General features: G+C 38.6%; 17 protein-coding genes. 8 read left to right on the top strand and 9 right to left on the bottom strand.

What is annotated here, in order from left to right; translation table 11 throughout:
- The first annotated feature begins 286 nt into the window (after positions 1–286).
- Positions 287–607 carry a hypothetical protein gene (locus tag GN303_RS07675; protein ID WP_110438566.1) on the top strand — a complete coding sequence of 107 codons (321 nt, stop codon included), beginning with the start codon at positions 287–289 and terminating at the stop codon, positions 605–607.
- A 60-nt stretch (positions 608–667) separates the two neighbouring features.
- Here GN303_RS07675 and alr read toward each other — a convergent pair whose 3' ends face one another.
- Positions 668–1,798, bottom strand: a complete 1,131-nt coding sequence (gene alr, locus GN303_RS07670) for an alanine racemase (RefSeq protein WP_110438565.1) — start codon at positions 1,796–1,798, stop codon at positions 668–670.
- 24 nt (positions 1,799–1,822) lie between these two features.
- A complete protein-coding gene (locus GN303_RS07665) occupies positions 1,823–2,845 on the bottom strand; it encodes an NAD(P)/FAD-dependent oxidoreductase (RefSeq protein ID WP_110438564.1) in 1,023 nt (340 codons plus the stop codon).
- Positions 2,846–3,076: 231 nt separating this feature from the next.
- Here GN303_RS07665 and tsaE point away from each other — a divergent pair, with 231 nt between their 5' ends.
- The 4 genes from tsaE to trxA all read left to right on the top strand — a co-directional run bounded on the left by tsaE (position 3,077) and on the right by trxA (position 10,530).
- Positions 3,077–3,514 (top strand): tRNA (adenosine(37)-N6)-threonylcarbamoyltransferase complex ATPase subunit type 1 TsaE, encoded by a 438-nt coding sequence (tsaE, locus tag GN303_RS07660; protein WP_231504021.1) that lies wholly within the window; start codon positions 3,077–3,079, stop codon positions 3,512–3,514.
- A 27-nt stretch (positions 3,515–3,541) separates the two neighbouring features.
- Entirely contained in the window at positions 3,542–6,583 is a 3,042-nt protein-coding gene (gene addB, locus GN303_RS07655) for a double-strand break repair protein AddB (protein ID WP_110438562.1), read from the top strand.
- A complete protein-coding gene (gene addA, locus GN303_RS07650) occupies positions 6,556–10,119 on the top strand; it encodes a double-strand break repair helicase AddA (RefSeq protein WP_110438561.1) in 3,564 nt (1,187 codons plus the stop codon). The genes addB and addA overlap by 28 nt, the downstream gene beginning before the upstream one ends.
- A gap of 81 nt (positions 10,120–10,200) precedes the next feature.
- Entirely contained in the window at positions 10,201–10,530 is a 330-nt protein-coding gene (gene trxA, locus GN303_RS07645; RefSeq protein WP_110438560.1) for a thioredoxin TrxA, read from the top strand.
- 6 nt (positions 10,531–10,536) lie between these two features.
- Here the strand turns inward: trxA and hpnK are convergent, their stop codons facing one another.
- From hpnK to dxs, 5 genes are all read right to left on the bottom strand, one after another.
- Complete coding sequence (gene hpnK, locus GN303_RS07640) at positions 10,537–11,388, bottom strand: hopanoid biosynthesis-associated protein HpnK (protein ID WP_110438559.1); 852 nt, start codon at positions 11,386–11,388, stop codon at positions 10,537–10,539.
- A 19-nt stretch (positions 11,389–11,407) separates the two neighbouring features.
- Positions 11,408–12,832 carry a hopanoid biosynthesis associated radical SAM protein HpnJ gene (gene hpnJ, locus GN303_RS07635; RefSeq protein ID WP_110438558.1) on the bottom strand — a complete coding sequence of 475 codons (1,425 nt, stop codon included), beginning with the start codon at positions 12,830–12,832 and terminating at the stop codon, positions 11,408–11,410.
- 83 nt (positions 12,833–12,915) lie between these two features.
- Positions 12,916–14,082, bottom strand: a complete 1,167-nt coding sequence (hpnI, locus tag GN303_RS07630) for a bacteriohopanetetrol glucosamine biosynthesis glycosyltransferase HpnI (protein WP_110438557.1) — start codon at positions 14,080–14,082, stop codon at positions 12,916–12,918.
- A 13-nt stretch (positions 14,083–14,095) separates the two neighbouring features.
- Positions 14,096–14,773: an MlaC/ttg2D family ABC transporter substrate-binding protein gene (locus GN303_RS07625; protein WP_110438556.1), complete on the bottom strand. Its 678-nt coding sequence runs from the start codon at positions 14,771–14,773 to the stop codon at positions 14,096–14,098.
- Positions 14,774–14,800: 27 nt separating this feature from the next.
- The gene (gene dxs / locus GN303_RS07620; protein ID WP_110438629.1) at positions 14,801–16,789 is read right to left on the bottom strand and encodes a 1-deoxy-D-xylulose-5-phosphate synthase; all 1,989 of its coding nucleotides are present in this window, start codon (positions 16,787–16,789) and stop codon (positions 14,801–14,803) included.
- Positions 16,790–17,260: 471 nt separating this feature from the next.
- Here dxs and hpnH point away from each other — a divergent pair, with 471 nt between their 5' ends.
- Together hpnH and GN303_RS07610 are read left to right on the top strand one after the other, a co-directional pair.
- Positions 17,261–18,430 carry an adenosyl-hopene transferase HpnH gene (gene hpnH / locus GN303_RS07615; protein ID WP_110438555.1) on the top strand — a complete coding sequence of 390 codons (1,170 nt, stop codon included), beginning with the start codon at positions 17,261–17,263 and terminating at the stop codon, positions 18,428–18,430.
- A gap of 239 nt (positions 18,431–18,669) precedes the next feature.
- Positions 18,670–19,959 (top strand): hemolysin family protein, encoded by a 1,290-nt coding sequence (locus tag GN303_RS07610; RefSeq protein ID WP_110438554.1) that lies wholly within the window; start codon positions 18,670–18,672, stop codon positions 19,957–19,959.
- 48 nt (positions 19,960–20,007) lie between these two features.
- Here the strand turns inward: GN303_RS07610 and GN303_RS07605 are convergent, their stop codons facing one another.
- Both GN303_RS07605 and GN303_RS07600 read right to left on the bottom strand, forming a co-directional pair.
- Positions 20,008–21,927 carry a lytic transglycosylase domain-containing protein gene (locus GN303_RS07605; protein WP_110438553.1) on the bottom strand — a complete coding sequence of 640 codons (1,920 nt, stop codon included), beginning with the start codon at positions 21,925–21,927 and terminating at the stop codon, positions 20,008–20,010.
- Between the two features lie 94 nt (positions 21,928–22,021).
- Entirely contained in the window at positions 22,022–22,774 is a 753-nt protein-coding gene (locus GN303_RS07600; protein WP_110438552.1) for a uracil-DNA glycosylase, read from the bottom strand.
- A 78-nt stretch (positions 22,775–22,852) separates the two neighbouring features.
- Between GN303_RS07600 and GN303_RS07595 the strand changes: the two genes are divergently transcribed.
- Positions 22,853–24,607: a tetratricopeptide repeat protein gene (locus tag GN303_RS07595; RefSeq protein ID WP_110438551.1), complete on the top strand. Its 1,755-nt coding sequence runs from the start codon at positions 22,853–22,855 to the stop codon at positions 24,605–24,607.
- Positions 24,608–24,610 lie beyond the last annotated feature (3 nt).

Below are 24,610 nucleotides of genomic sequence, written 5' to 3'. Positions count from 1 at the left end.
ATACATAAATTTATACAGGATTATAATAGGATATGATCCTGTATGTAACAATTTGTAACTTGATTTTAAAACAGGTCATTTTATAATTAACACGATTGCAAGGATTGCTGATTTTCTGTTTTCTTTTAAGAAATGAAATAAGACCAAATTAAGGCATAATTGTAAAAAATAGCAAAAATAATGCAATTATAATGTAAGACAAACCCATCAGGTTATGCTAACTTTTTCACATATCGGATATAGATTTTCGATACGATTTTAATTGATAATTTTGATTGGGAATAAAATGAAATTATTAGCTCGTCGTCTTTCTTTCGCTCTATCAACAGCAGCTGTATTAGGTTTTGCAGCTCCAGCTTTCGCTCAAGAAGCTGCACCAGCATCTCCTGCTCCTGCCGCTGTTGCACCAGCAGCTCAAACACCAGCATCTGCTCCAGCAGCAGCTTCTGAAGCTCCAGCAACAGACGCAGCAGCTCCAGCTACTCATCATGGTAAAAGAGCGCATCACGGTAAAAAAGCGCATCATGGTAAAAAAGCACACCATGCTAAAAAAGCAGCAGCTTCTGAAGCTCCAGCAACAGACGCAGCAACTCCAGCTGCTAACTAATTATTCCGTTTAATTAGTTGTTCAAGACAGGGTTGTATTGTACCACCCTGTCTTTTTTATTTAATTGTAAATACGCCGATAACGGTTTCCCAAGGCAGTAAGAATTTCGTAACCAATTGTATTTGCTGCGTTGGCTATTGTTTCAATTGGACAGTTGAGGCCAATAATTTCTATTTCATCGTCAATCATAACTTTTTTGTTGGCAAGGGGTGATATATTGATACATAAACAATCCATCGAAATTCGCCCAATTACGGGCAAGGGAATGTCAGGGTGATCAATATGTTTGACGCAGATTTTGTTGCTGAGCGATCGAAAAAAACCATCTGCATAGCCCGTTGAAACGATAGCCAGTTTTAACGCTTTGTCTGCTGTGAACGTTGCACCATAACCGACAGTGGCCCCTTTGGGAATTTCCCTTAATTGTAAGATTTTACTTCGTAATGTCACAACAGGATACATGGGATTCTTGTGTCCAGGAACAGGGTTGATCCCATATAATGCTGCTCCTGGACGTGTTAGATCGAAATGCCAATTTTCACCTAGAAAAATACCACTTGAAGCGGATAAACTGGCCGGTACGGAAGGAAAGTGATGGATAAAAGCCTTAAACCGTTGCAATTGAATAAGATTTAATGAATGATTTAGATCATCGGCACAGGCTAGATGGCTGATGGTCAGGGTAGGAATGAAAGGTGATATAGATTCATCCTGGATGATTCTTAAATCATTTATGTCAATACCGAAACGAGACATGCCTGTATCAAATTGCAAGGCAGCAGGATAATTAAAATTGGCATCTTTACATATTTGTACCCATAACTTTACCTGTTTCAGGTCATTTAGAACTGGGGTCAGATTGTAATTGATAAATGTTTTGGCATCATATGGATAAAAACCGTTCAGGACATAGATTGCGTATTCATTTCCCAATATTGATCTAAGTGCAATTCCTTCATCTAGATAAGCAACAAAAAAATTCTTGCATTCTGTTTTTTGTAATGCCCTTGCCACCGGTAACATTCCCAGTCCATAAGCATTTGCCTTGACGACAGCCCCACATCGTGCCATTTTTGTTTTGTTATTGAGCAAATCATAATTTTTTATAATCGCATTTAAATCAATAGATAAAGTTGCCCCCGCATTTTTGGTAAAAAGATCGGGGTTTATGGAAATATAGGGTTGCATCATTATAAAGACCTTGGAAACTGGGATCTATGGTTTTACTGGAATTCCGTGTGTTGTTGAGTGTTCAAAATGCAGTGGTGTTTCTGGATTAACAATATTATATAACGCATAAGCAGCCATAGAGGCCTCGCTGAATCCTTGTAATATAAGTTTTAATTTTCCTGGATAAAAAGCGATATCTCCGATGGCAAATGTTCCTTCCAGACTTGTTTCACAGGTCGATGGAGTTACCGGAATTCTCCCTTGAATAATGTCAATATCCCAGGATTGTAAAGGGCCAAGATCAGTGGTCAGGCCAAAAAAGGCCAGTAAATGATCGGCTGGAAGAGATCTAATTTGTTTGTCTAGTGAAATAATATCAACTGATTCTAGAACGCCTTGTTTTCCATGCAGCTTATGAAGCTGGTAGGGGACAAGTTTATTGATTTTTTTTTCTGAAATCGCCGTTTCAAGACGTGCAAGACTTTCCGGTGAAGCCCGGAAACGGTCTCTTCTATGAATCAAAGTGATGGATTTGGCCTTATCTTTTAAGGTCAGTGCCCAGTCAACCGCTGAATCCCCTCCACCGGCAATGACAATATTTTTGTCTATAAATGAATCACTTTTTCGGATGTAATAATGAACGGTTTTGGCCTGTTCATAAGCTTCTATATTTTCCAACGGTGGACGATTCGGACCGAAAGACCCTGCACCAATGGCAATGATTATGCCTTTGGCATGAATGATATTGTTTTTATCGGTTTTTAAAGTGAAATTTCCTTTCTGACCTTCCATTTCTACAACCTTGTTTGATAAAAGGCGTGGAATATCAAAAGGTTCAATTTGTTTTTCTAGAGAATCAATAAGAGATTGTGCGGTAATACTTGGATGAGCGGGAATATCATAAATTGGTTTTTCTGGATATAGGGCTGAACATTGTCCTCCCACTGTATCCAGTGTGTCAATCAAGATAGACTTCATTTTTAGCATACTGCATTCAAAAGCGGCAAATAAGCCGGCCGGACCCGTACCAATTATGGCAATATCAGTCGTGATAGAGGTTCCAATCATTATATTGACCTTTAATATAAGAAAAAAATAGAATTATAAGGATGATTGCAAAGAGTTTACATATTAAAATAAGCATAAAATAATAGTTTGAAAAAAAATTGTTATAAAATGAATTTTATTGAATATATTTATTATCAAGACATATCTGTAATCTAGAAATGTTAACTTTCTGTAAGTTATTATTAAATCGTTTTATTACCAGTTAAGTTTTATGTAATCATGATTATAAAAATGTATGATTTACCAAATTTGCAAGCAACAAATGATTTGGCTGTAAAAATTTCCCGTTTAATAAAGATAGGTGACGCCATTTTATTATCAGGTCCTTTGGGTATTGGTAAAACTGCTTTTGTTCGGTCATTCTTGCGATTTATTTGTGAAGATTCTGAAATGGAAGTTCCCAGTCCCTCTTTTACCTTGGTACAACATTATGAAAGCCCAAAATTTTCTTTATATCACTATGATTTGTGGCGGTTGGAAAATGAACAGGATTTAATCGAATTGGATTGGGATGATGCGATGGAGGGTGTTGTCTTGGTCGAATGGCCAGAGCGTTTGCAGGATTTTGTTCCTGACGGGGCTTTGCATATTGATTTTTCCCTACATTCTGATTCCGGGCGTCGTGTTGTCCTTTCAGGCTGGGATGAACGGCTAAACTTGCTTGAATAATAAAATGACCTTCATGATTATTTGAAAATGTCTAAATATATCACGATCCCCTTTAATGCAGTATTTTTGGATACGATTGCTCAAAAATGGATGGAGGAAATGCATTCTCAAGGGGGTTACCCGTGTGGAATGGTTATTGTTCCCAATCAGAGAACCGTAAAAGCGTTAATTAATAGTTTTATTAAAGTTAATAAAGGGAAACCGCTGCTTTTACCCAAAATTATTTCCATTGGCACTATAGATGAGGCAGGATTATCTTTTAATAGCAAAGAGGAACTGATACTTTTTCCCGCAGTTCATCCTGTAAAAAGATTATCAATTCTGACATCGTTAATTATACAAATGAATCATGAGCTTGGTAATCAAATTCAGGCTGGTGAAGCTTGGAACTTGGCTAAATCCCTGGCTGATTTAATGGATGAGGCGGAATGGATTGGATGTGATTTAAAGACGGCTTTATCAAAAGCGGTTGAGGATGAATATGCACAGCACTGGCAAAATATTCTAAAATTTCTATCAATTATAACCGAGATATGGCCTCAATGGTTACAGGATAATCAATTGATGAATCCCGTAGAAAGGGTAATAGCTCTTTTAAAAGCCCAGGCTAAAAGTTGGCGGAATTCTGGATGCCAGGATCCAGTTTGGGTGGTCGGATTTGCAGATGCAAGGCCCGTTATTGTTGAATTTCTGTCCACGGTTGTTCAATTGCCACGCGGACGTTTGATTGTTTCCGGGTTACAGGAGGATTTGTCAGAGGAAAGCTGGAATGCTTTGCCTATCACGCATCCCTACGCCGAACTTGTCAAAATGTTTTCGGCATTAGGTATTAAGCGTTCTGATTTTCAATACTGGGATCATATATGTGTTCAACCAATTTGTAAAGAGCGTATATCAGCATTTCAGCAAATTTTATTACCTGCTGACCGTTTGGAAAGCTGGTTAATAAACCGGCGTCCTGTACATTTGGATCAATGTTTTTTAATTGAACCGCTCAATCAGCAGCAAGAGGCAATAGCCATTGCGTTAATGATTCGAGATGCCCTGGAAATTCCACAGAAAAGAATTGCACTTGTTACACCTGATCGTAATTTGGCAATGCGTGTTTCTCTGGAACTGGGACGGTGGGGGGTTATCGCGGATGATAGTGCTGGTGAACCACTTTATAAAACGGCCGGCACAGTCTTTTTAAATTTGATTTTGCAAGCTTGTGTCGAGGATTTTACCCCTTTATCTTTATTATCCTTACTTAAACATCCATTTGCTTGTTGTGGATTGCCTGCCAGTTTATGCCGTGATTATAGCCGTTTGCTGGAGATCTTTATTCTAAGACAATTTGCAGCCTCTGGTTTATCAGTCATTCAAGCAGCATTGAAGCGGAAAATCGAAGAAATTAAGCTGTTAGATAAGGATACCCTAAGAACCGATATCGCATATTTTTTTTCCAACTCATCTGAATTGGTCAGCTTGCTGGATCGATTGAAACAGAATGTGCAAACTCTGTTGGGAAAAACTACAAAATATACGGTTGGCGAATGGGTGACGTATTTGGCAAGAGCTGCGGAACAGCTTGCCTCTAATCAAGAACAGAATGGAGAGGATATTCTATGGAAGGCTGAAGAGGGAAATGCACTTGCCGAGCATTTGAGAGATCTTATTGTTGAAACTGAATATATAAAGGTGGTTACTTTATCTGAATTTGCCAGCATTTTCAGGGCATCGTTTCAAGGATTAATTGTTCACACGCGCCGTGCCCTACAAGGGAGAGAAGTTAGACAGCTTCATCCAAGGGTATATATCTGGGGATTGCTTGAAGCACGGTTGCAGAATGTTGATATGGTAATTTTAGGGGGATTATCCGAAGGGGTATGGCCACCCTCCATTGATTCTGGTTCTTGGCTAAGCCGCCCGATGCGTGAAAAAATGGGGATGGGACTGCCGGATATTGAAATAGGTCGTACAGCCTATGCTTTTATGGCTTTGTGTTGTTCGATACCAGAAGTGATTTTGTCTTCACCGTTAAGACAGGAAAATGCGCCAGTTGTGCAATCACGTTGGATTGTCCGTCTTAAGGCGTGGTTGAAGGGGCGTAAGAGTGTGATTCAGCAGCATCCGGCTTTGTTGTGGACAAAATATCTTGATCAACCAGATGGATCTCCAACCCCAATGGAATGTCCTTCTCCGAAACCTTTGCCGGCGTTGCGTCCAAAATCCATTTCCATAACTGATGTTGAGCGATGGATAAAGGATCCTTATGAGATTTATGCGAAAAAAATACTTAATTTAAGAAAAATTGTTGGTTTGGAGGAAGATCGATCAACCAGTATTTTTGGGTTGATAGTTCATGAAGGGTTAAAGAATGTTTATGAAAATTATAGCAAACAATGGACGCTAAGCGGAATAGAGCAGACTCTTTTGGATGTACTGGATAAACGTCAGGATATCTTAATTTCTTATAAAAAATGGTGGCATGCACGGTTATTAAAAATTGCCCATTGGGTTTACCAGCAGGAAAAGTCACGTCGTAATAGTCGAATGCTTCCTCAGTTTTATCTTGAAAAAGAAGGCCATCATTATTTTCAGTTGACCGCAGGAATTGACTTCACCTTACGGGGTATTGCGGATCGAATACAGCTAAACACGGATGGAACTGTAGAAATATATGATTACAAAACAGGTGTTACCCCTGCGTGTATAAATGTGAAGAACGGATTGTTTCCACAGTTACCCTTGGAAGCGGCAATGGCTTATTATGGCGGGTTTGATAAAAGTCTGGCTGAACATGAAATTTCAAAATTTACATATTGGGAGTTAAAGGGGGGAATAGAGGAAGGTAAGGAAATCCATATAGATAATATTCAAAAAGAAGGGGATGCCACAAATTTAAGCGAAAGATACTGGCAAGTTCTTCAAAAGCTGATTATTGCCTATTGTGACCAGGAACAGCCTTATTTATCCCGTCCACGTCCTCATTTAATAAAAGAATATGTACAAACCCTGCCTGTTTTTGGAGATTATAAGCATTTGGCTCGTTTTCTTGAATGGGGATTGGGAACTGGGGGATCATGATGCAGCGGCAGTTTTCTTTTTCAGATCCTGTTGAAGAAGCGAACAGGCAACAAAGAGATGCCTCTAATCCGCATTATTCAGTTTTTGTATCCGCATCGGCAGGAAGCGGTAAAACAAAACTTCTTGTTGATCGTTTATTACGGTTAATGATGCCATGGACTGATAAAAAGGGTAAAATTCATCCCGGTATACAACCGCAGCGGATCCAATGTTTAACCTATTCCAAATCCGCGGCTGCCGAAATGGCAATTCGGTTGCAAAAAAAATTAAGTGAATGGGTTGGCTATACGAATCAAGAACTGGATAGGGCTTTGCTCGATTTACAAATCAATCCGTGCGATAAGATGCGCAAAGCGGCTCGGGCATTGTTTGCAGAAATTTTGGATTTACCAGGGGGTATGCGGATTGAAACCAATCATGCATTTTGTCAATCTATCCTGCAGCGTTTCCCTTTGGAGGCCAGAATTATTCCTCAGTTCAAGGTTATTGAGGAGGGTGATAATTTATTAACTTTCAAAAGGGCTTTTAACGAAAAAATTGATGAAATTTCTGATCATGATATTCAGGTCTTAAGCCCATTAATCAATAATAATCATTTTTTGGAGCTTTTACAGGAACTACAACAAAATCAGCAATATTTACAGCCAGTTTTACGTTTGATTCAACAGCGACAATTTTCCGCTTATTTACGTTCATGTTTAAAGCTGGATTTTTCCAATAAACAGGATTATTTAGCTCGTGTATGTGAAATCTGGCCAGCAGAAAAGGACATTAGAAAATGTCTGGAACTGAATCGGGATATTAAAAATAAAAAATCTAGAGCGGCAATAGAATCCTGTATTCGATGGTTTGATCTTTCGAGCGATCAACGAATTGTCCAATGGAATATAATGCAGGAGACCTTGCTTAAAAAAAATGGTCAAGTTAAAAATTTTACTGTCAATAAGGGGGAAAATAACGCGATTGCAGTTTTGTTGAATGAACAGGCTGACTATATGTATCAGATTGCTGAAACAATCAATCGCTATGACATTTATGAATATACAGGGGCTCTTTTGAATGTCTTTTCATTAATTTGGCAACATTATCAAGATATTAAACGTGCCCAAGGGGTTTTGCATTACAGTGATTTGATTAATTACACTTTGGATTTGCTTGATAATCCTGGTGCCGCTTGGGTTTTGTTCAAGCTCGATGGCGGTTTGGAACATATTTTGTTGGATGAAGTACAGGATAATTCGGCTGAACAATGGCGGATTGCAGATAATATTTTGTCTGAATTTTTTGCGGGAATGGGTAAGGATCCTGTTTCGTATCATTCCAGAACGATTTTTGCCGTTGGAGATTACAAACAATCCATCTATTCTTTTCAGGGGGCAAAGCCACAGGAATTTTTTAATTTTCGTGAAAAAATATCAAAAAAGGTAAAAGAGGCAGGTGAATTATGGGCGGATCCCCAATTACGGGTTTCCTTTCGTTCCAGTCAGATTATTCTTGATTTCGTAGATCAGGTTTTTTTGCCTGAAAATGGATTAACAGGCGTCTGGGATAATTTATCAATGGATCAGTTTCGCCAGCATCGTTCGGCGAAGATATCTGCTCCCGGGCGGGTTGATATATGGCCATTAGCGATGATGGATGATATGGAAAAGGAGGATTTGGAAACCTTATGGAAACCATTGAGGAAAAATCAGTATCATTCAACACCTGACATGATTTTGGCTGAATGTCTTGCCGATTGGATTAAGGGACAGATCGGCAGGGTACCACCTTATGGTGGGCGTCCCATCAGGGCAGGTGATATTCTTATTTTAATCCGGAAACGATCTGATTTTTCACGGGCCTTGATCCGGGCTCTGAAAATGAAAAATATTCCATTGGTCAATCTGGTTAAAACACAATTGCTTGATCAAATAGCCGTACAGGATCTATTGGTACTTTGTGAGGTGCTTTTATTGCCGCAGGATGATTTGACCTTGGCATGTGTCTTAAAATCACCTTTGGGGGGATTGGATGAAGAAAGTCTTATGGAGCTTGCCGGATCAAGAATAAAAGGCCAGACTTTGTGGAATGCCTTGTTTATTCGGCATTTGGAAAGGAAAGACTGGCAGGAGGCATGGTTAATGCTCTCAAAATTGTTTGTCAGAGTGGATTATGTTACGCCCTATGCCTTGTTGGTTGAGATTTTGGGGGAACATCGTGGACGGGAAAGATTTCTCGCCCGTTTGGGGGAAGAGGCACTTGAGGCGATTGATGAATTACTTTTCCAGGCAATGCAATATGAAGATAATCATATCCCATCTTTACAGGGTTTTTTATATTGGTTGAAACAATCCGAACGTACCATAAAAAACGAGGCGGAAGCAGACCTTGATATGGTTAGGATTATGACGGTACATGGTGCGAAAGGACTGCAGGGGCGTTTAGTCATTTTACCTGATACCGTGAATCCCGTATCTAAACAGGGCGGATTTCAATCTGATCAGGTTCTGGTTTGGAAAGAGGATGCGGAAAAGAATATCAAAATCCCTTTATATGTTCCAAATAAAAATTGCGATATTAGGGAAAGTAAAGAATATAGGTCATTTAAATTGCAATTGGATACCGAAGAAAGCAATCGTCTGCTTTATGTTGCTTTAACGCGTGCAAGTGAATGGTTATTGGTTTGTGGCTGGCAAAAATCCAAAAATAAAAAAACTGAAAACACTTGGTATGATTATTGTGAAAAGGCGATGAAGCAGTTGCCTGATTTGCAGGCCTGTTTTTTCCAAGAAATTTGGGAAGGAACACATCATTTTATAGAAAATAAAAGTAATTCCCTTTCATACAATATGAATTGTTCACCGGATGATTTTGGAAATCAATCCAGCAAATCAATAATTTTGCCCAAATGGTTGCAACAAAAAGGAAAGGCTGTTGCGTTACCTGATGAAAATGTCATATTACCCCATTATATTCCAAGTCGACCAGACGGGATAATATTTGGTGAGGTTCCTTCTAAAATATCACCGGTTAAAACAAGAAAGAAAAAAGATCCTTTTTATCGTGGTCGAGTCATTCATGCCTTATTACAATATTTGCCAAATTACCCTTGTGAAAAGCGTTATGACTTGGCATATCAATGGTTCAAGCGAGAAAATGTTAAACTATCCGGTCAGGAATTGGATAAAATTGTTCATCAAGTTATCCAGTTGATTAATAATCCAGAATTACAAAAATTGTTTGATTCTGATAGTTTGGTTGAACAACCTGTAACAGGTATTGTCAATGATCTTGTCATTACGGGTCAGATTGATCGTATGCGTATTTTATCGGATAAAATTTTACTATGTGATTTTAAATCCGGTCAAAAAGTGCCGGATACTGTTGAGATGGTATCCAAAATTTATTTAAGGCAGATGGCATCTTATTGGATCTTATTAAAGGAAATTTATCCATATCATCAAATTGAGCCGTTACTGATTTGGACAGATGCTCTAAAAATAATGAAATTGCCCATTGCTTTACTTGAAAAATATTTGCCGGCACAGATATAGACAATCTTAATAATATTTGACATCAAGGACAGTCATCTATTTAGTAGATATGAAGATTATTTTAAAAGTTATGAGGTGGAAATGAGCGAATTTACTAAAAAAGTAACAGATCAAAGTTTTGAACAGGATGTATTGAAATCCGATCAAATCGTCCTGGTTGATTTTTGGGCGGAATGGTGCGGACCTTGCAAAATGATTGCTCCAGTTTTGGAAGAATTAGCAAAAGAAATGCAAGGTAAATTAGTTGTTGCCAAGGTTAATGTCGAGGAAAACCCTGAGGTGCCAACAAATTATGGAGTTAGGGGAATTCCAACCCTTATCTTGTTCAAAGATGGACAGCCTTTATCAACCAAGGTAGGAGCCTTACCAAAGGAAAAATTGAAAGGCTGGATTGAAACAGCTATCCGTTGAGATATTTTAAATGTTTTTCCAAGTAATTGGATGAATGCCATGTTCCTGAAGCAGCTTGGGGAAGTCTGGGTGACAGAGGGTCTCCAGCTCCTTTTCAGGTTCATATTGAGGCATAAGTTGATTATATAATCCCGTTTTTGTGGTTGCAGGATGGAAAAACAATTCAGAATTACCTTGTGGTAGGGACGGGATTAATTTCTGGATACGGTCAAATGTCATATGCCCACACCAGGATAAGCCAAAGCACCAATCAAAAGATTTCATCCCGGCTTTTTTGATCTGTTCTTCAAGAAGTTTGCACCAATAATAAACCAGCAAGTTATTTGTATTATCTAGATTGGTTGTCTGATCAATGGATCTGAGAGTCTTAACGGGTTCTTTGGGAAGTCTTATTCGTTGCAACCGATAATCATGACTGATTTTTATAATAAGCTGAGCAATGGTTGGGTGAAGATGCATATGTTTATGCACATCGATATGATCAAGAGCCAGTCCTGTTTTTCTAAAGGTTTCGAATTGAGCCCTGATTTCCTTTTCCAGTTGTCTACGGATGTGTTGATTGAAAAAGTAGTTGATTCCCATTTTAAGTTGTTGTGAGGGGAAAAGACGATTTTCATCGACAAGAAGTGGAATTTCACTTTTTGGCAAAATTGATTTTCCCTCAATGACAACAACATGCAATCCAACCTGCAAATTTGGCATTCTTTTGGCTCTTATGATTGCATCCTCAGCTGCATCGCCTGCAATCATAAGATTCGCGGTACTCAGAACCCCTTGCCGATGTGCAATTTCAATTGCCTCATTGACCTCGACAGATAAACCGAAATCATCTGCTGAAATAAGAATTTTTCTTGTCACAAAATTTCTTTATTGTTTATTATGATGTATGGCGATCTCGGAGAAATTGGAAAAATTCGACGCCTTCGCGTAAGCGACGTTTCATCATTTGTGGGCTGGTGATCATCTCTCCTACAATAGATGCTATTTTGGGAGCGCGAAAGTAAAATTTCTTGTAAAATGTTTCAACGCTATCAAAAATTTCCGTATGAGATAAATGAGGATAATGCAAAGGGGCGATCTGAACGCCATGTTCATCAATCAATTCCGCATTATTTTCATCTAGCCATCCATTTTCAAGTGCCTGTTGATGCAGAAATGTTCCTGGATATGGAGCGGCTAGGGAAACCTGTAAAGTATGAGGGTTGATTTCAGTGGCGAATTTGATTGTTTCCTGGATTGTTTCCTTGGTCTCTCCTGGTAAACCGAGAATAAAGGTGCCGTGGATTTTAATTCCAAGTTCATGACAGTTTTTTGTGAATTCACGTGCAACCTCGATTCGCATTCCCTTTTTAATGTTATGCAGGATTTGCTGATTTCCGCTTTCATAACCAACCAGCAATAGGCGCAACCCATTATCCTTTAACACTTTCAAGGTGCTACGGGGAACATTCGCCTTGGCGTTACAGGACCAGGTCACCCCTAATTTTCCCAATTCACGAGCGATTGCCTCCGCACGAGGAAGATCATCTGTAAATGTATCATCATCAAAGAAAAATTCTTTAACTTGTGGAAAATATTGTTGAGCCAAACGAATTTCTGCCGCGACATGTTCTGGACTTCGTGTACGATAACGATGTCCACCTACTGTTTGTGGCCACAGGCAGAACGTGCAGCGTGATTTACATCCACGGCCAGTATATAGGGAAAGATATGGATGTTTTAAATATCCAATGAAATAATCTTCAATATGAAGATCCCTTTTGTAAACTTCGGTAACAAAAGGCAAGGAATCCATATTTTCAATTATTGCCCTGTTTTTATTATGAACAATTTTGCCATTTGCATCCCGCCAGGATATGCCGTCAATATCTTTGAAATCGCGACCTTCTGCGACTTCTTTCAATGTAAAGTCAAATTCATTCCGGGCTACAAAATCAATAACATCGCTCTTTTCGAGACTTTCCTGGGGTTGAACAGCAACCTTCGCACCGACCATGCCAATTTTGAGGGAAGGATTTGCATCCTTGAGCATTTTTGCAACCTTGACATCCGATGAAAAGGATGGGGTAGAAGTATGCATGATTACCAGATCACGGTTTTTAACATCAGCAAGAATGGGTTCCATCGTCATTCTTGCAGGGGGCGCATCAATCAGGCGACTGTTCGGGATAAGGGCTGCCGGTTGGGCCAACCAAGTTGGATACCAGAATGATTTAATTTCGCGCTTGGCTTGGTAGCGGGAACCTGCACCTCCATCAAAACCTTCAAAGGAGGGGGGTTGTAGAAACAGAGTCTTCATCATGATGGAACTAATCCTTTGATTTTTTCTATTTTATTATGGTTGTTTAAAAATACTTAATTGGTTCAATTATCTATCACTATCGTTTAACTATTGGAACCTTGGTTTTTTTTAAAAGTCATTTTTTGTCCACGCCATTCAATATCTTCTTTGAAAATACTTCTCATCATAATAGAAGCCGAGATCCAGTCCCTTAGGGGTAACAGGAAAGGAATTAACTTAAGGTCAAGTTTAATCTTTTTATTGATCACTAAACAACAAATAGATTGAAAAATCCAGCAGCTTAAAAAATTAATCCATGATTTTTTTTTCAAAGGGTTTAGTAAAACAGCAAGAGAAATCCAGAATAGGGGAAGCTGGATGAAAGAGCATGTAAAACCAAGGGGTTCCACTGTAAAAACGGTACGATTCCAGCGCAACTCATGTTTATATAAAGCTTGAAAAGTATTTTCAGAAACAGTTGTCTTAACGATGGAAGGTGAAAGAACAACCTCTAAATTTTGTTTTCTGATAAGCTCTCCAAGTTTTGCATCATCTGCAATATAGGGTAACAGAGCTTTTAATCCGCCAATTTTCATAAGTATGGACCGTTTGATTGCAACACAGGCACCAAAACAATCCTGACGGCCCAGATAGCGTGAAAGTATCACGCCCGGCATAAAGTTATAATTGATATGAGCACTGGCCAGCATTTGGACAATAGAGGATTCATAAGGTAATCCACTATATAAAGAGGTTATCAGTCCAACATTGTCATTATCCAATAAGGGAATGGTTTCTCTTAAATAATTCTGATGCGGTGTGTGAATATCGGAATCTGAAATAAGTAGACAGTCATGGATTGCGTAGGCAAACATGTTTATTAAATTTGATACTTTGCGGTTTACCCCATGAATTTTTGGATTGATAACCAGTTTAATATTGCGATTGGGATATTGATTCTGTAGATGATGAACAATTTCAATTGCAGGGTCTTTTTTATCTTGAACGCCAAAAATTAATTGAAAATCTGGATAATCCTGTTCGCAGAAACTTTGTAAAGCCTCATAAAGGAGGGGTTCTGTATTAGCCAAAGGCTTTAAGATTGTTACTGGGGGAAGGGAAGAGGGGGCTGTATATTTTTTTTGGTTTTTGATTTTTTTTTTAAAGAAATAGATAAGCAGACAGCTGATTCCAGATTGAATGCACCCCAGTAATGTACAAATGGATAAAATTCGTGTTAATTTAATTTTCGTTTGTAAGGACCAAAACATATAGACTGTTAGATTAGGAGTTGTTTTTTGACATGAAGGATTGTGTTTTCTTGTTTAACATTTCAATCAATCCTTGACTGCCACCTTTTGCCAAGGTCGAACTAAAGTCACCATGTTGAATGGCTATTTGACTGATATGACCATTCAGCAACACATCGACAATTTTCCATCCTTGTGGGGTTTTACGCAACAGATAGTTGATTTCTGTTGCTGATCCCATATCATTTGCGTCTCCAACCCTGGTTTTAATAATTTTATCATCGTTTGTCGTTGCATTTTTAACATTTGGTAAAATTTTAAATCCCGTACCTTTTTCTTTGGCAAAACTGGAATAATACCGTGCAACTGTATAATTAGTGAAAGCTTGCAAAAGCTGCTCTTTTTCAGCTTCGGAATATGAATCGTAGCGATAACCAACTGTACTGCTTAAAATTGAAGAGAAATCATAGGAATCATTTAAAACTTTTCTAAGAGCGGTCATACCTTTTTCAGCAGGGGCTTGCTTGGACTGTTGAAGTTGGCTTAGGATGCGATACAGATTGACAACAGGTGTTTTAATGGAATTTTCTGTATCAGATCCGGTTACAGAAACAGGACGGACGGCAGTATCATTTGCATGAATTGCGATTGGAGAATTAAAGCCTATAAAGGCTGTAACACTGCATAACAGGATATAACGATGAAATTTCATAGTTGAATCTACCTAAACTTTTTATATTTAAATTTCCAAAGGTACATCTAAAGCTTTTAAAGCGATTTTGACAATAGATGGAGCATCTAAACCTGCCTCAATATATTGCGCGGTTTGGGTATTATGGTTAATGAAATAATCAGGTAGAACCATGGGCCTGAACCTTACATGATCTAAAAGACCGTTCTGGGCAAGATGTTGCATGACAAATGCCCCAAATCCGCCTGTTGATCCCTCCTCAATAGTGATAAGAACCTTATGGTTTCTAGCCAGCTGATCAATTAATCCTTTGTCGAGAGGCTTAGCAAAACGAGCGTCGACAATTGTAGGGGGCAATCCATATTGTTTAAGGGTTTCGGCAGCTTTTAAACATTCTGCCAAACGGGCTCCGAAAGACAAGATGGCAATTCCCCCCTTTTCATCACCAGTCTGCTCTCCCATTTCCTGAATGATTTTTCCTTTACCAATTGGAAGAATTTGGCTTTCTGCCGGTAAAGAAAGACCAATACCAGGGCCACGCGGATATCTGAAGGCGATTGGACCTTCATCAAAAGCTGCGGCGGTTGCTGTCATATGAACTAATTCAACTTCATTGCTGGGAGCCATGATAACAATATTTGGTAGACACCCCAAATATGCAATATCGAAGGTACCAGCGTGGGTTGCCCCATCAGCCCCAACCAGTCCAGCGCGATCAATGGCGAAACGAACAGGTAAATTCTGCAGGACAACGTCATGCATGACTTGATCATAGGCACGTTGCAGAAAAGAGGAATATATAGCACAGAAAGGTCTTAACCCCTCGGTTGCCAGACCTGCAGCAAATGTAACCGCATGTTGTTCAGCAATGCCGACGTCAAAATAGCGTTCGGGAAATTTCTGTTCAAATTTGTCTAATCCTGTACCAGATGGCATCGCAGCGGTTATGGCAATAATTTTGTCATCTTTTTCAGCGCATTTCAGTAGTTCATTACTGAAAACCGAGGTATACGATGGTGGTCCGGGCGGTCCTTTATTCTGTTTTCCTGTTATGACATTGAATTTGGAGACAGCATGATATTTATCGCCTGAAGATTCAGCTGGTTTATATCCATGTCCCTTTTGGGTTACGACATGTAAAAGCACTGGACCGATATGTTCGGCATCGCGCAGATTTCTTAAGACAGGAACCAGTTGTTGTAAATTATGTCCATCAATTGGTCCCACATAATAGAAACCTAGTTCCTCAAACAATGTCCCGCCCGTCATTAAAGCGCGGGCATATTCTTCGGCCCGTTTTGCTTTTTTTTCAAGACTCTCGGGTAATTTGCTGGCGACTCTGGCGGCAAGATCTCTTAGCCCCAAGAAATGACGTGATGAGAGAAGCTGCGATAGATAAACGGACATTGAACCGACAGGTGGGGCAATGGACATTTCATTATCGTTCAGGATAACAATTAATCGTTCTGCACCTGGCCCAGCAACGGCAGCATTATTCATGGCCTCATAGGCCATACCAGCTGAAATGGATCCGTCACCGATTACTGCTATAACACTGCGTTCATCATATGTTGGATCTTTTTTGGCCTTAAAATGGTTTGCAACAGCTATACCCAATCCTGCCGAGATCGAGGTTGAGGAATGGGCGGCTCCGAAAGGGTCGTATATACTTTCTGAACGTTTTGTAAAGCCTGATAATCCTCCAGGTTGACGTAATGTACGAATAAATTCACGACGACCAGTTAATATTTTGTGGGGATAAGCCTGATGACCAACATCCCATATTAGTGAATCATTTGGTGTATCAAAAACGGCATGTAATGCAACAGTAAGTTCAACCACACCTAAAGAGGCTCCTAAATGTCCACCTGTTGTGGAAACGACATCAATTGTTTCGGCACGTAATTCCTTGGCTAACTGTTCTAGCTGTTCAATGGAAAGGTTTTTGAGATCTGTTGGGGTATGAACGCGGTCTAATAAAGGGAAACGTCCATAAGTAGGAATGGATTTTAAATGATTGGCCGATTCATTTTCCATAAGATTTTCTTTGTTCTTAGGCGTTTCGGTTTGTTCATCCATGTTATATTTCGTCCGTAACTGTTACATAATAGCTTAATATAAATGTTAAGTTTTTTAGCTTATACTCGAGTTTAGATGATATTCAAATACACGTTATGTAAAATCTATCACCTTTCATGAATAAAAAAGGATAAAAAGCGAACAATATATTACACTTTTTTATTAAGCTTTTATGGCTGATTTTATCTTTTTTTTCAAACGAGATATTAAATTTGTTGCTTGAGGAACACATCTATAAAGTAAATTGTTACTTTAAAGAAGGAAAAAGAGAGACGGCAAGGCTTTTGAAATTTAAAATAAAACGTTTTTGTCGTAAAGTACGTTTTTTACTAATAATATTTTTTTCTTGTTGTTAAGGGTCATTTATCTTATGAATGACGCATTTATTATATGTTAATATCGGTTAAACCGGTTTGGGAGCTTAGATAAATGGCTGTTCCTCTGATGCAGGCAGTACGAGTCGGTAGCTACGTTGTTAAACAACATCTAAAAAGACGTGAAAAATATCCACTCGTTTTGATGTTGGAGCCTTTATTACGTTGTAACTTGGCCTGTTCTGGTTGCGGAAAGATTGATTATCCTGCTGAGATATTGAATCAGCGATTGAGTGTGCAGGAATGTTTGGATGCTGATGCTGAATGTGGCGCCCCTGTCGTGGCAGTTGCAGGGGGTGAACCCTTGTTGCATAAGGAAATGCCACAGATTATTGAGGGATTGATCGCTCGTAAACGGTATGTATATCTGTGTACTAATGGATTGTTGCTTGAAAAAAAGATTGACGATTATAAACCATCTCCATTCTTTTCATGGGATATTCATTTGGATGGTGACAAGTCCATGCATGACGCTTCTGTCTGTCAGCAGGGTGTTTACGATCGTGCCGTTGCAGCAATAAAACTTGCCAAGTCTAAAGGGTTCAGGGTTTCAATCAACTGCACCCTGTTTGATAATGCCGATCCATATCGTGTAGCGGCATTTTTTGACAGTGTTATGGAGTTGGGGGTTGATGGTATTATGACTGCTCCTGGCTATGCCTATGAAAGGGCGCCAGATCAAGAACATTTCCTGAACCGTCAAAATACCAAAAAATTATTTCGTGAAATTTTCAGATTGGGAAAGGGACATAAATGGCGTTTCACGCAATCACCATTATTCCTGAATTTTCTGGCTGGAAATGAGCAATATCACTGTACTCCTTGGGGTAAGCCTTTAAGAACAGTTTTTGGATGGCAACGTCCATGCTATCTGTTGGGAGAAGGCTATGCACCGACGTTTGAAGCATTGATGAATGAAACTCAATGGGATCAGTACGGTACGGGTAATTATGAAAAATGCGCCAATTGCATGGTTCATTCCGGATATGAAGCTACCGCTGTTAAGGATGCGATCAAACGTCCATGGCATATTGCTCAGGTTGCTTTAACAGGGCCCAAGGTTGAAGGTGTGATGGCACCCGAAATAGATTTGTCACAACAGAGACAGGCAAAATATGATTATAATGAACAGGTGGCGGAATTAATGAAGAAACTGCCTAAAGATTCAGTTAAAAAACGGACAGCAGTTCGTCGTGTTAAAAAGGTGGCTGTTCAGGAAGCCTGATTATACATTGGTATCTTTTGTGGAATAAAAGGAAAGGCAAGCTTAGTTTTTCAAGCTTGCCTTTTTTAATAGTTGTGTAAGGAACAAATTTATTACAGAAATAAAAATAAAAATGTTAAATCATACTCAAAGTAAAAATAAGTATAACAGATTTATTATTTTTTATTAGTAACAATTTTGTTAGATTATTTTTGTAATTTCTGTTTTTTATTATGATTACATTTATTGGATTTAAGTAAATGCTTGTTTCAATTATTGTTATTTTATGCTTGATTTTTTTGAATGGTATTTTCGCTATGGGCGAGCTTGCTTTAATATCAAGCCGAAAAGCCCGGTTGGTTGCGATGCAACATCAAGGGATGAAGAGTGTTGAAGGGGCTTTACGATTAATCGATAAACCACAAAGTTTTTTACCCACTATTCAGGTTGGTATTACGCTGGTTTCAATATTTGAGGGAGCCTTTGGCGGATCCCGTATTGAAAATTTTCTAAGGCATTGGCTTGAACAATTTTCGTTAATCAAAATCTGGGCAGATGACTTGTCGATTCTTATCGTTGTTTTGGTTATTACTTTTTTTATGCTAATTTTTGGGGAACTGGTTCCAAAGCAGTTAGCGTTACTAGAGCCTGAGGTCATTGCTGTCCGCCTGTCCTGGCTATTTATAATAATTTCAAAAATTGCCTCTCCTGCAGTTTGGGTCCTTAGTAAATCCTCTGAAGGCGTTTTGAAATTATTAAGAAAACATAATAAAATTTCTGTTTCTGTAACAGAAGAGGAATTAAGGGCCTACATTGCCGAGGGGGCCAAGGTTGGTGTGCTGGAAGTTGAAGAACGGGATATGATTGAACGTTTGTTACGACTGGCTGACCGACCTGTCAGGGCTGTTATGCGTCCAAGGAATGAAATTATATGGATTGATCGTTCTATTTCAGGGGACAAATTGAAACAGGCTTTGTACAATATTTCACATACACGATTGGTTGTTTGTGAGAATGGAATTGATAATCCTGTTGGTGTGGTTTTGGTTAATGATTTGTTCAGCCAGCTTTTACATAAAAACAGCTTGTCAATTAATGCCTGTTTACAGCGTCCTCTTGTTGTTCCGGATAGTATGTCTGCATTGGACGCTCTGGAACGATTACGGGGTGATTTATTAGGAATATTACTGGTTCTTGATGAATATGGCTCGTTTGAGGGAATTGTAACAGTTTCGGATATTTTTAAAATAATTGTAGGTGAAATCAATCAGTCTCTGGATGCCCCCCGTCTTGAGTCAGGGATAAGTAATGAATATTTACTGGAAGGGACGACTCAGGTCGATGAAGTAAGGGATCAGCTGGATTTAGGGAATTTACCTGCGGAAGGAAGTTATCACACAGTCGCCGGATTGATTTTGGCACTTTTACGAAGAGTCCCGGTTACAGGTGACAAGGTTGTTTTTTCCGGTTGGCTTTTTGAGGTTTTGGAGATGGAAAATCGTCGGGTTACTCGTGTAAAGGCAAGCCGACAACCTGTGGCAAAAAACTAGTAGGTATTTAAAAATCCCTTTTCTTAAAAAAAAGAAAAGGTTTTTTTTTTAATGTAATGTAATGGCTTGGGCCAATTTTACTTCATTTGTAAATTTAGGCCATTTGTTTTGAGCCAGAGCCTTTAAGGAAGGAGAGGGTAAATCAAGCTTATCAGAATAAATCCAAAGAAAAGTCAGTGCTTTATGCAAATAGTTTTTTGTTTCCTTGATGGGAATTGTTTCCATGAACAGTAATGGATCTTGGTTATTCTCAGCTGAATTCAACCATTTTGAGGTTATTACAGGTCCGGCATTATAACTGGCCAGCATATGAATAAGGCTTCCCCCTTTTGGAAGCATATCATAGCTTTTCTTATTATAAAGTCCTGATAAATGGATAAGGTATAATTGACCGATTTCCAAATTTAAAGCGGAATTTTGCAGTTCATCCAAACGATGAATCGATACGTTATTTTTTTGTTTTGCAATATATTTTGCTGTCATAGGCATGATTTGCATTAGGCCACGTGCCCCTGTATTTGAAACAGCCTTGCTATTGAAATTTGATTCTAAACGAATCAACGCATAGATAAGTGCCGGATTGATTCTGTAGCCATTCCTTGGATGTAAATTGGGTAAGGGTAAGCTTTTATTGTGATCGAGAAGATTTTCATTTTGTGCAATTATCTCAACAAGCTGTTTAGATAAATCGTTTGCGCCTATGGTTTTTGCAATCAATTGAATGGAATGCAAAAGGGCAAGATTCTTTCTATTTTTCATCCATATCTGTTTTAAAATAATCTCAGCCCGTTTTTTTTCGTCCACTTGTAGTAAGGCAAAAAACCTTTTTCCCTCAGCAGTGGCTTCAATAGTGTTGATATCCACTTGAGAAAGTGTTGTAGAAGAAAATTTAAGGAAATTTAGTAAAGGATGAAAATCAGTCTTCTCTGTTGAAGTATCATGATCGTTTTCTTTTAGAATCTGGTTGGCCAAAATACCATAAAAGGTATGCACAAACGAAGCCGATCTGCGCAACCAGATAATATATTCCTGTTTATTTTCCTTTCTTAGACATGAACGTGCAGCCCAGAAATAAGTACCTGCTCTAATATTGGTAGTGATAATATCTGCCTTTGAAGCCTGTGCAAAAAATTTCAAGGATTGATCAAGATCATTATTTTTCCAGGCAATTAATCCAGCGACATATCCAGCCAAACCAATGCGGTAATTGGATGATTTAAACGCATTTTTAGCCAGTTGATAGGCATGATCTGAATAATTCATTGCAAAGAGCTGTTGAGCTATTTCTGCCTGTAATTGTGCGGCATATAGATTATTCATTCCGCGTGTCTGTTGAATAAGCTGTAAGGCACTTTTCGCTCCTTGCCAACCTGATGCGCTGCGTTCACGAACAGTTTGATCCAACAAAGGATTTCTTTTAAAGGAATTGGTTTCGAAATTAAGATGATCAAGGCTTTGCAAATAAGCCATGACATTATTGTTGTTATCAATAGGTAGATTCTGATTGAGGGGAATTGATACTTTAATAGCGCCAAGATTGTTCAGACGCTTTTGAATATCAGGTGAATCAGGATAAGATGCAAAATTTTTTAGCCATAACTTTAATTGCCCTGTATTTGGTAAAAAATGTGGGTTTAGGTAACGCTCGGCAAGAATATCGCCGAGCAACAAATTGTCTGAAATCTGAATTGTTTCAGATTGAGCCGTTGTGAAATCCCCTTTGCGTTGTAGATCAAATATATAGCGAATACGCTGTTCATCCATTGAATTTAACGGACGAGGAAAGCTGACACGACCATTACCATTTTGAATAATATTTCTAGCTTGTGTAATGATTGTTTCTTCACGCTGATCTAACTGTTTCGGCGTAGTTGCCCGTATGGATACAGTTGATACGCCTGCAAACAAGGCTGCGCTTGCCAATAAAGCCCGGACAGCCAAAGGGGAAAGAATGTTTGTCCCTTGCATAATACATATTAATTAGGAAAGAGTGTCATGTAATTCAAGAGTTATTTATTTTAGGTAATTAAATATTATCGCTGAAATATATATAATGTTTCAATCAAGTGTTTTTATCTATGGTGGCACGAATGTAAAGGAGATTTTTCCAGGTTACCTGGCGGATCTTGGCATTAATGTTAATTTGGGAAAGATGGTGTAATGGAAAAAGTTGGATGGGGTTAGGAATTCCAGAGTATGTGAATGAATGCCATTGATTTTTTAGCTGGTTAAAATTGACTGGGGTTTTTAGTAAGGTCTTAGCAGGTAATTGTCCAATTGTCAGGATATATCTAGGTTGATACAGGATTAGTAATTTATATAAAAAAGGTAGGCAAAGTTCTAATTCATTCGTTGATATTTGTCGTCCACCTGGGGGGCGCCATGGAACAAGCGGAATACGAAAACAAGCATCAAGAGAAATATCGATGTTATCAAGCATCTGTTCAAGCCAGAAATTTCCCGTATCTGCGAAAACCCTTCCGCTACGATCTTCATCGGCATCGGGAACATCCCCGATAATGTAAATATGGGATTTTGGATCTCCAACAGAAAGTATTGTATTCATGGCTGTGTTTTTAAGCGAACAGTCTTTGAATTCCAAGATAGCCTGGTTTATTTCTTGTAAATTATTGGTTTGAAAAGCGGAGTGTCGATTTGTTTTTGTTATAATTTTCGTTGAAACAGATTGTTTTTTAGGTAAAGGAAGAGTAGGAATAGGTTTTCTATTTTCTAAATGGTTGATACTTACTGAAGTTAAATTTTCATCTATACCCCATTCAGAATATAGCTGTAACAATGATAAATGGTCATACATTTTAGATTACGATGAATATAATGATGGTTAACGAAACCTTATATACTAAGATTTCAGTTTATTGAGAAGATAGTGATTATGCAATGCCCACGCTTTCTACGCACCATGCTTTTATCTTTTTCTCTAATTGCTGGGATGAGCTCGACATCTAAAGCGTCCGTAATTGTAAAGGATCCAGAGCTTGTTATTCCCTTGGTGCATCAAAGGGGCGGGTATGGGGATTATCTGTCTGCCTATTATGCGGCGCAGACCGATGATAATGTGACCGCTGCAAAATTTTATAATAATGTGTTTAATCATGATCTAAAAAACACGGATGCACGTGAAAGGGCATTTTACTATAGTGTGATCGCCGGCAATCCAGCCGCAGTAAATTTGGCAAAACAAGAAGATAAAGATCCAATTTCCGCTCTGGTATTAAGAAATGATGCAATTGTTAAGGGAAACTGGAAAGAGGCATTAAAATATTTTACTTCTCCTCCTGGTGATCCATTGGGTCAGATGACGTTTTTATTGTTGCAAGCATGGTGCCTATATGGTGCTGGTCAGATTGATCAGGCAAATGCTCTGTTTGAAAAAGGAATTAATACGCCTATTAGTGGAGTTTTTCTAATTCATTATGGCGTTGCGGAAACTTTATCACATCATGATAAAAAAGCTGGCATTTTATTTGAAAAAGCCTACCGGGTTTTTCCCGGGGCGGATTTGCTGTTAATGCGGGCTTATGGAAATTGGCTTTATCAGCATCATCGGGCTGGAAAAGCGGAGGCAATGGTCGATAATTTGACTGATATTTTGCCTTTTTTATCCATTTCAAAAAATAATTTACGTCGCAATCTTTCTCAATTTCCAGTGCATGATGCTCAAGGGGCGGTTGCTCAGGTTTACTTGGCAATGGCCTCCCTGATTCAGCAGGATTTGGCCAATCAGACTGTTGATGAAAATGACAGGGAGGCTAAAATTTCGTATAAGGTTGCCCTTCATACTGAACAGATATTTTTACGGTTTGCTTTACAGCTCAATCCAAATCTTTCTGAAGCCAAAATTATGTTATCGGGCATTCTTGCGGAACAAAAACACCCTGAACAGGCCCGTAAAATCTTATTTCCCGTTAATCCGGATGATCCGTTAAAGACCAATATACAATTACAACTTGCCCGTTATGATGCATTATTAAAACATTATTCTCGGGCGGAAAAATCCTTGGAAGAATTGTTAAAGGATTACCCACAAGAAATTAGTTTATGGCAAACGTTGGGTGATATTTATTTTGATCAGAAAAATTATCCAAAAACCATTCAAATCTACAGTAAAGTCATTCAGTTAAAGAAAAACAAAACTAAATATGATTGGACAATGTTTTTCATAAGAGGGGTTGCTTATGAAAAACAAAAACAATGGTTAAAAGCTGAACAGGATCTACAAATGGCATTAAAATTGGCACCAAATGAGCCAATTTTATTGAATTATCTGGGTTATTCATGGGCACTAAGACATAAAAACTTGCAGAAAGCCCAGATAATGCTACAGAAAGCCATTGATATTGCACCGGATGAAGGGGCAATCCGTGATAGTTTAGGCTGGATTATGGTTTTGAATAATCAAACAGCTTTAGCCATACAACAGTTGGAGCTGGCTGCCGAGACCATTCCACAGGATCCTGAATTAAATTACCATCTAGGGGTTGCCTATTGGAAGGTTGGACGCTATCAAGAGGCGATTAATCAATGGAATGTAGCCTTGACTTGCAATCCAAATCCTGAAAATAGAAATTTAATATTGAATGCATTACAAAAAGCCAAAAAAAATAAATTCTTGTCCTCTCACCACTAGGTA

It is taken from the genome of Commensalibacter melissae, from assembly GCF_009734185.1.
Classification (GTDB): domain Bacteria; phylum Pseudomonadota; class Alphaproteobacteria; order Acetobacterales; family Acetobacteraceae; genus Commensalibacter; species Commensalibacter melissae.
Note: the sequence above shows the minus strand (reverse complement) of the source record. Positions and strands in the feature narration are given on the sequence as shown.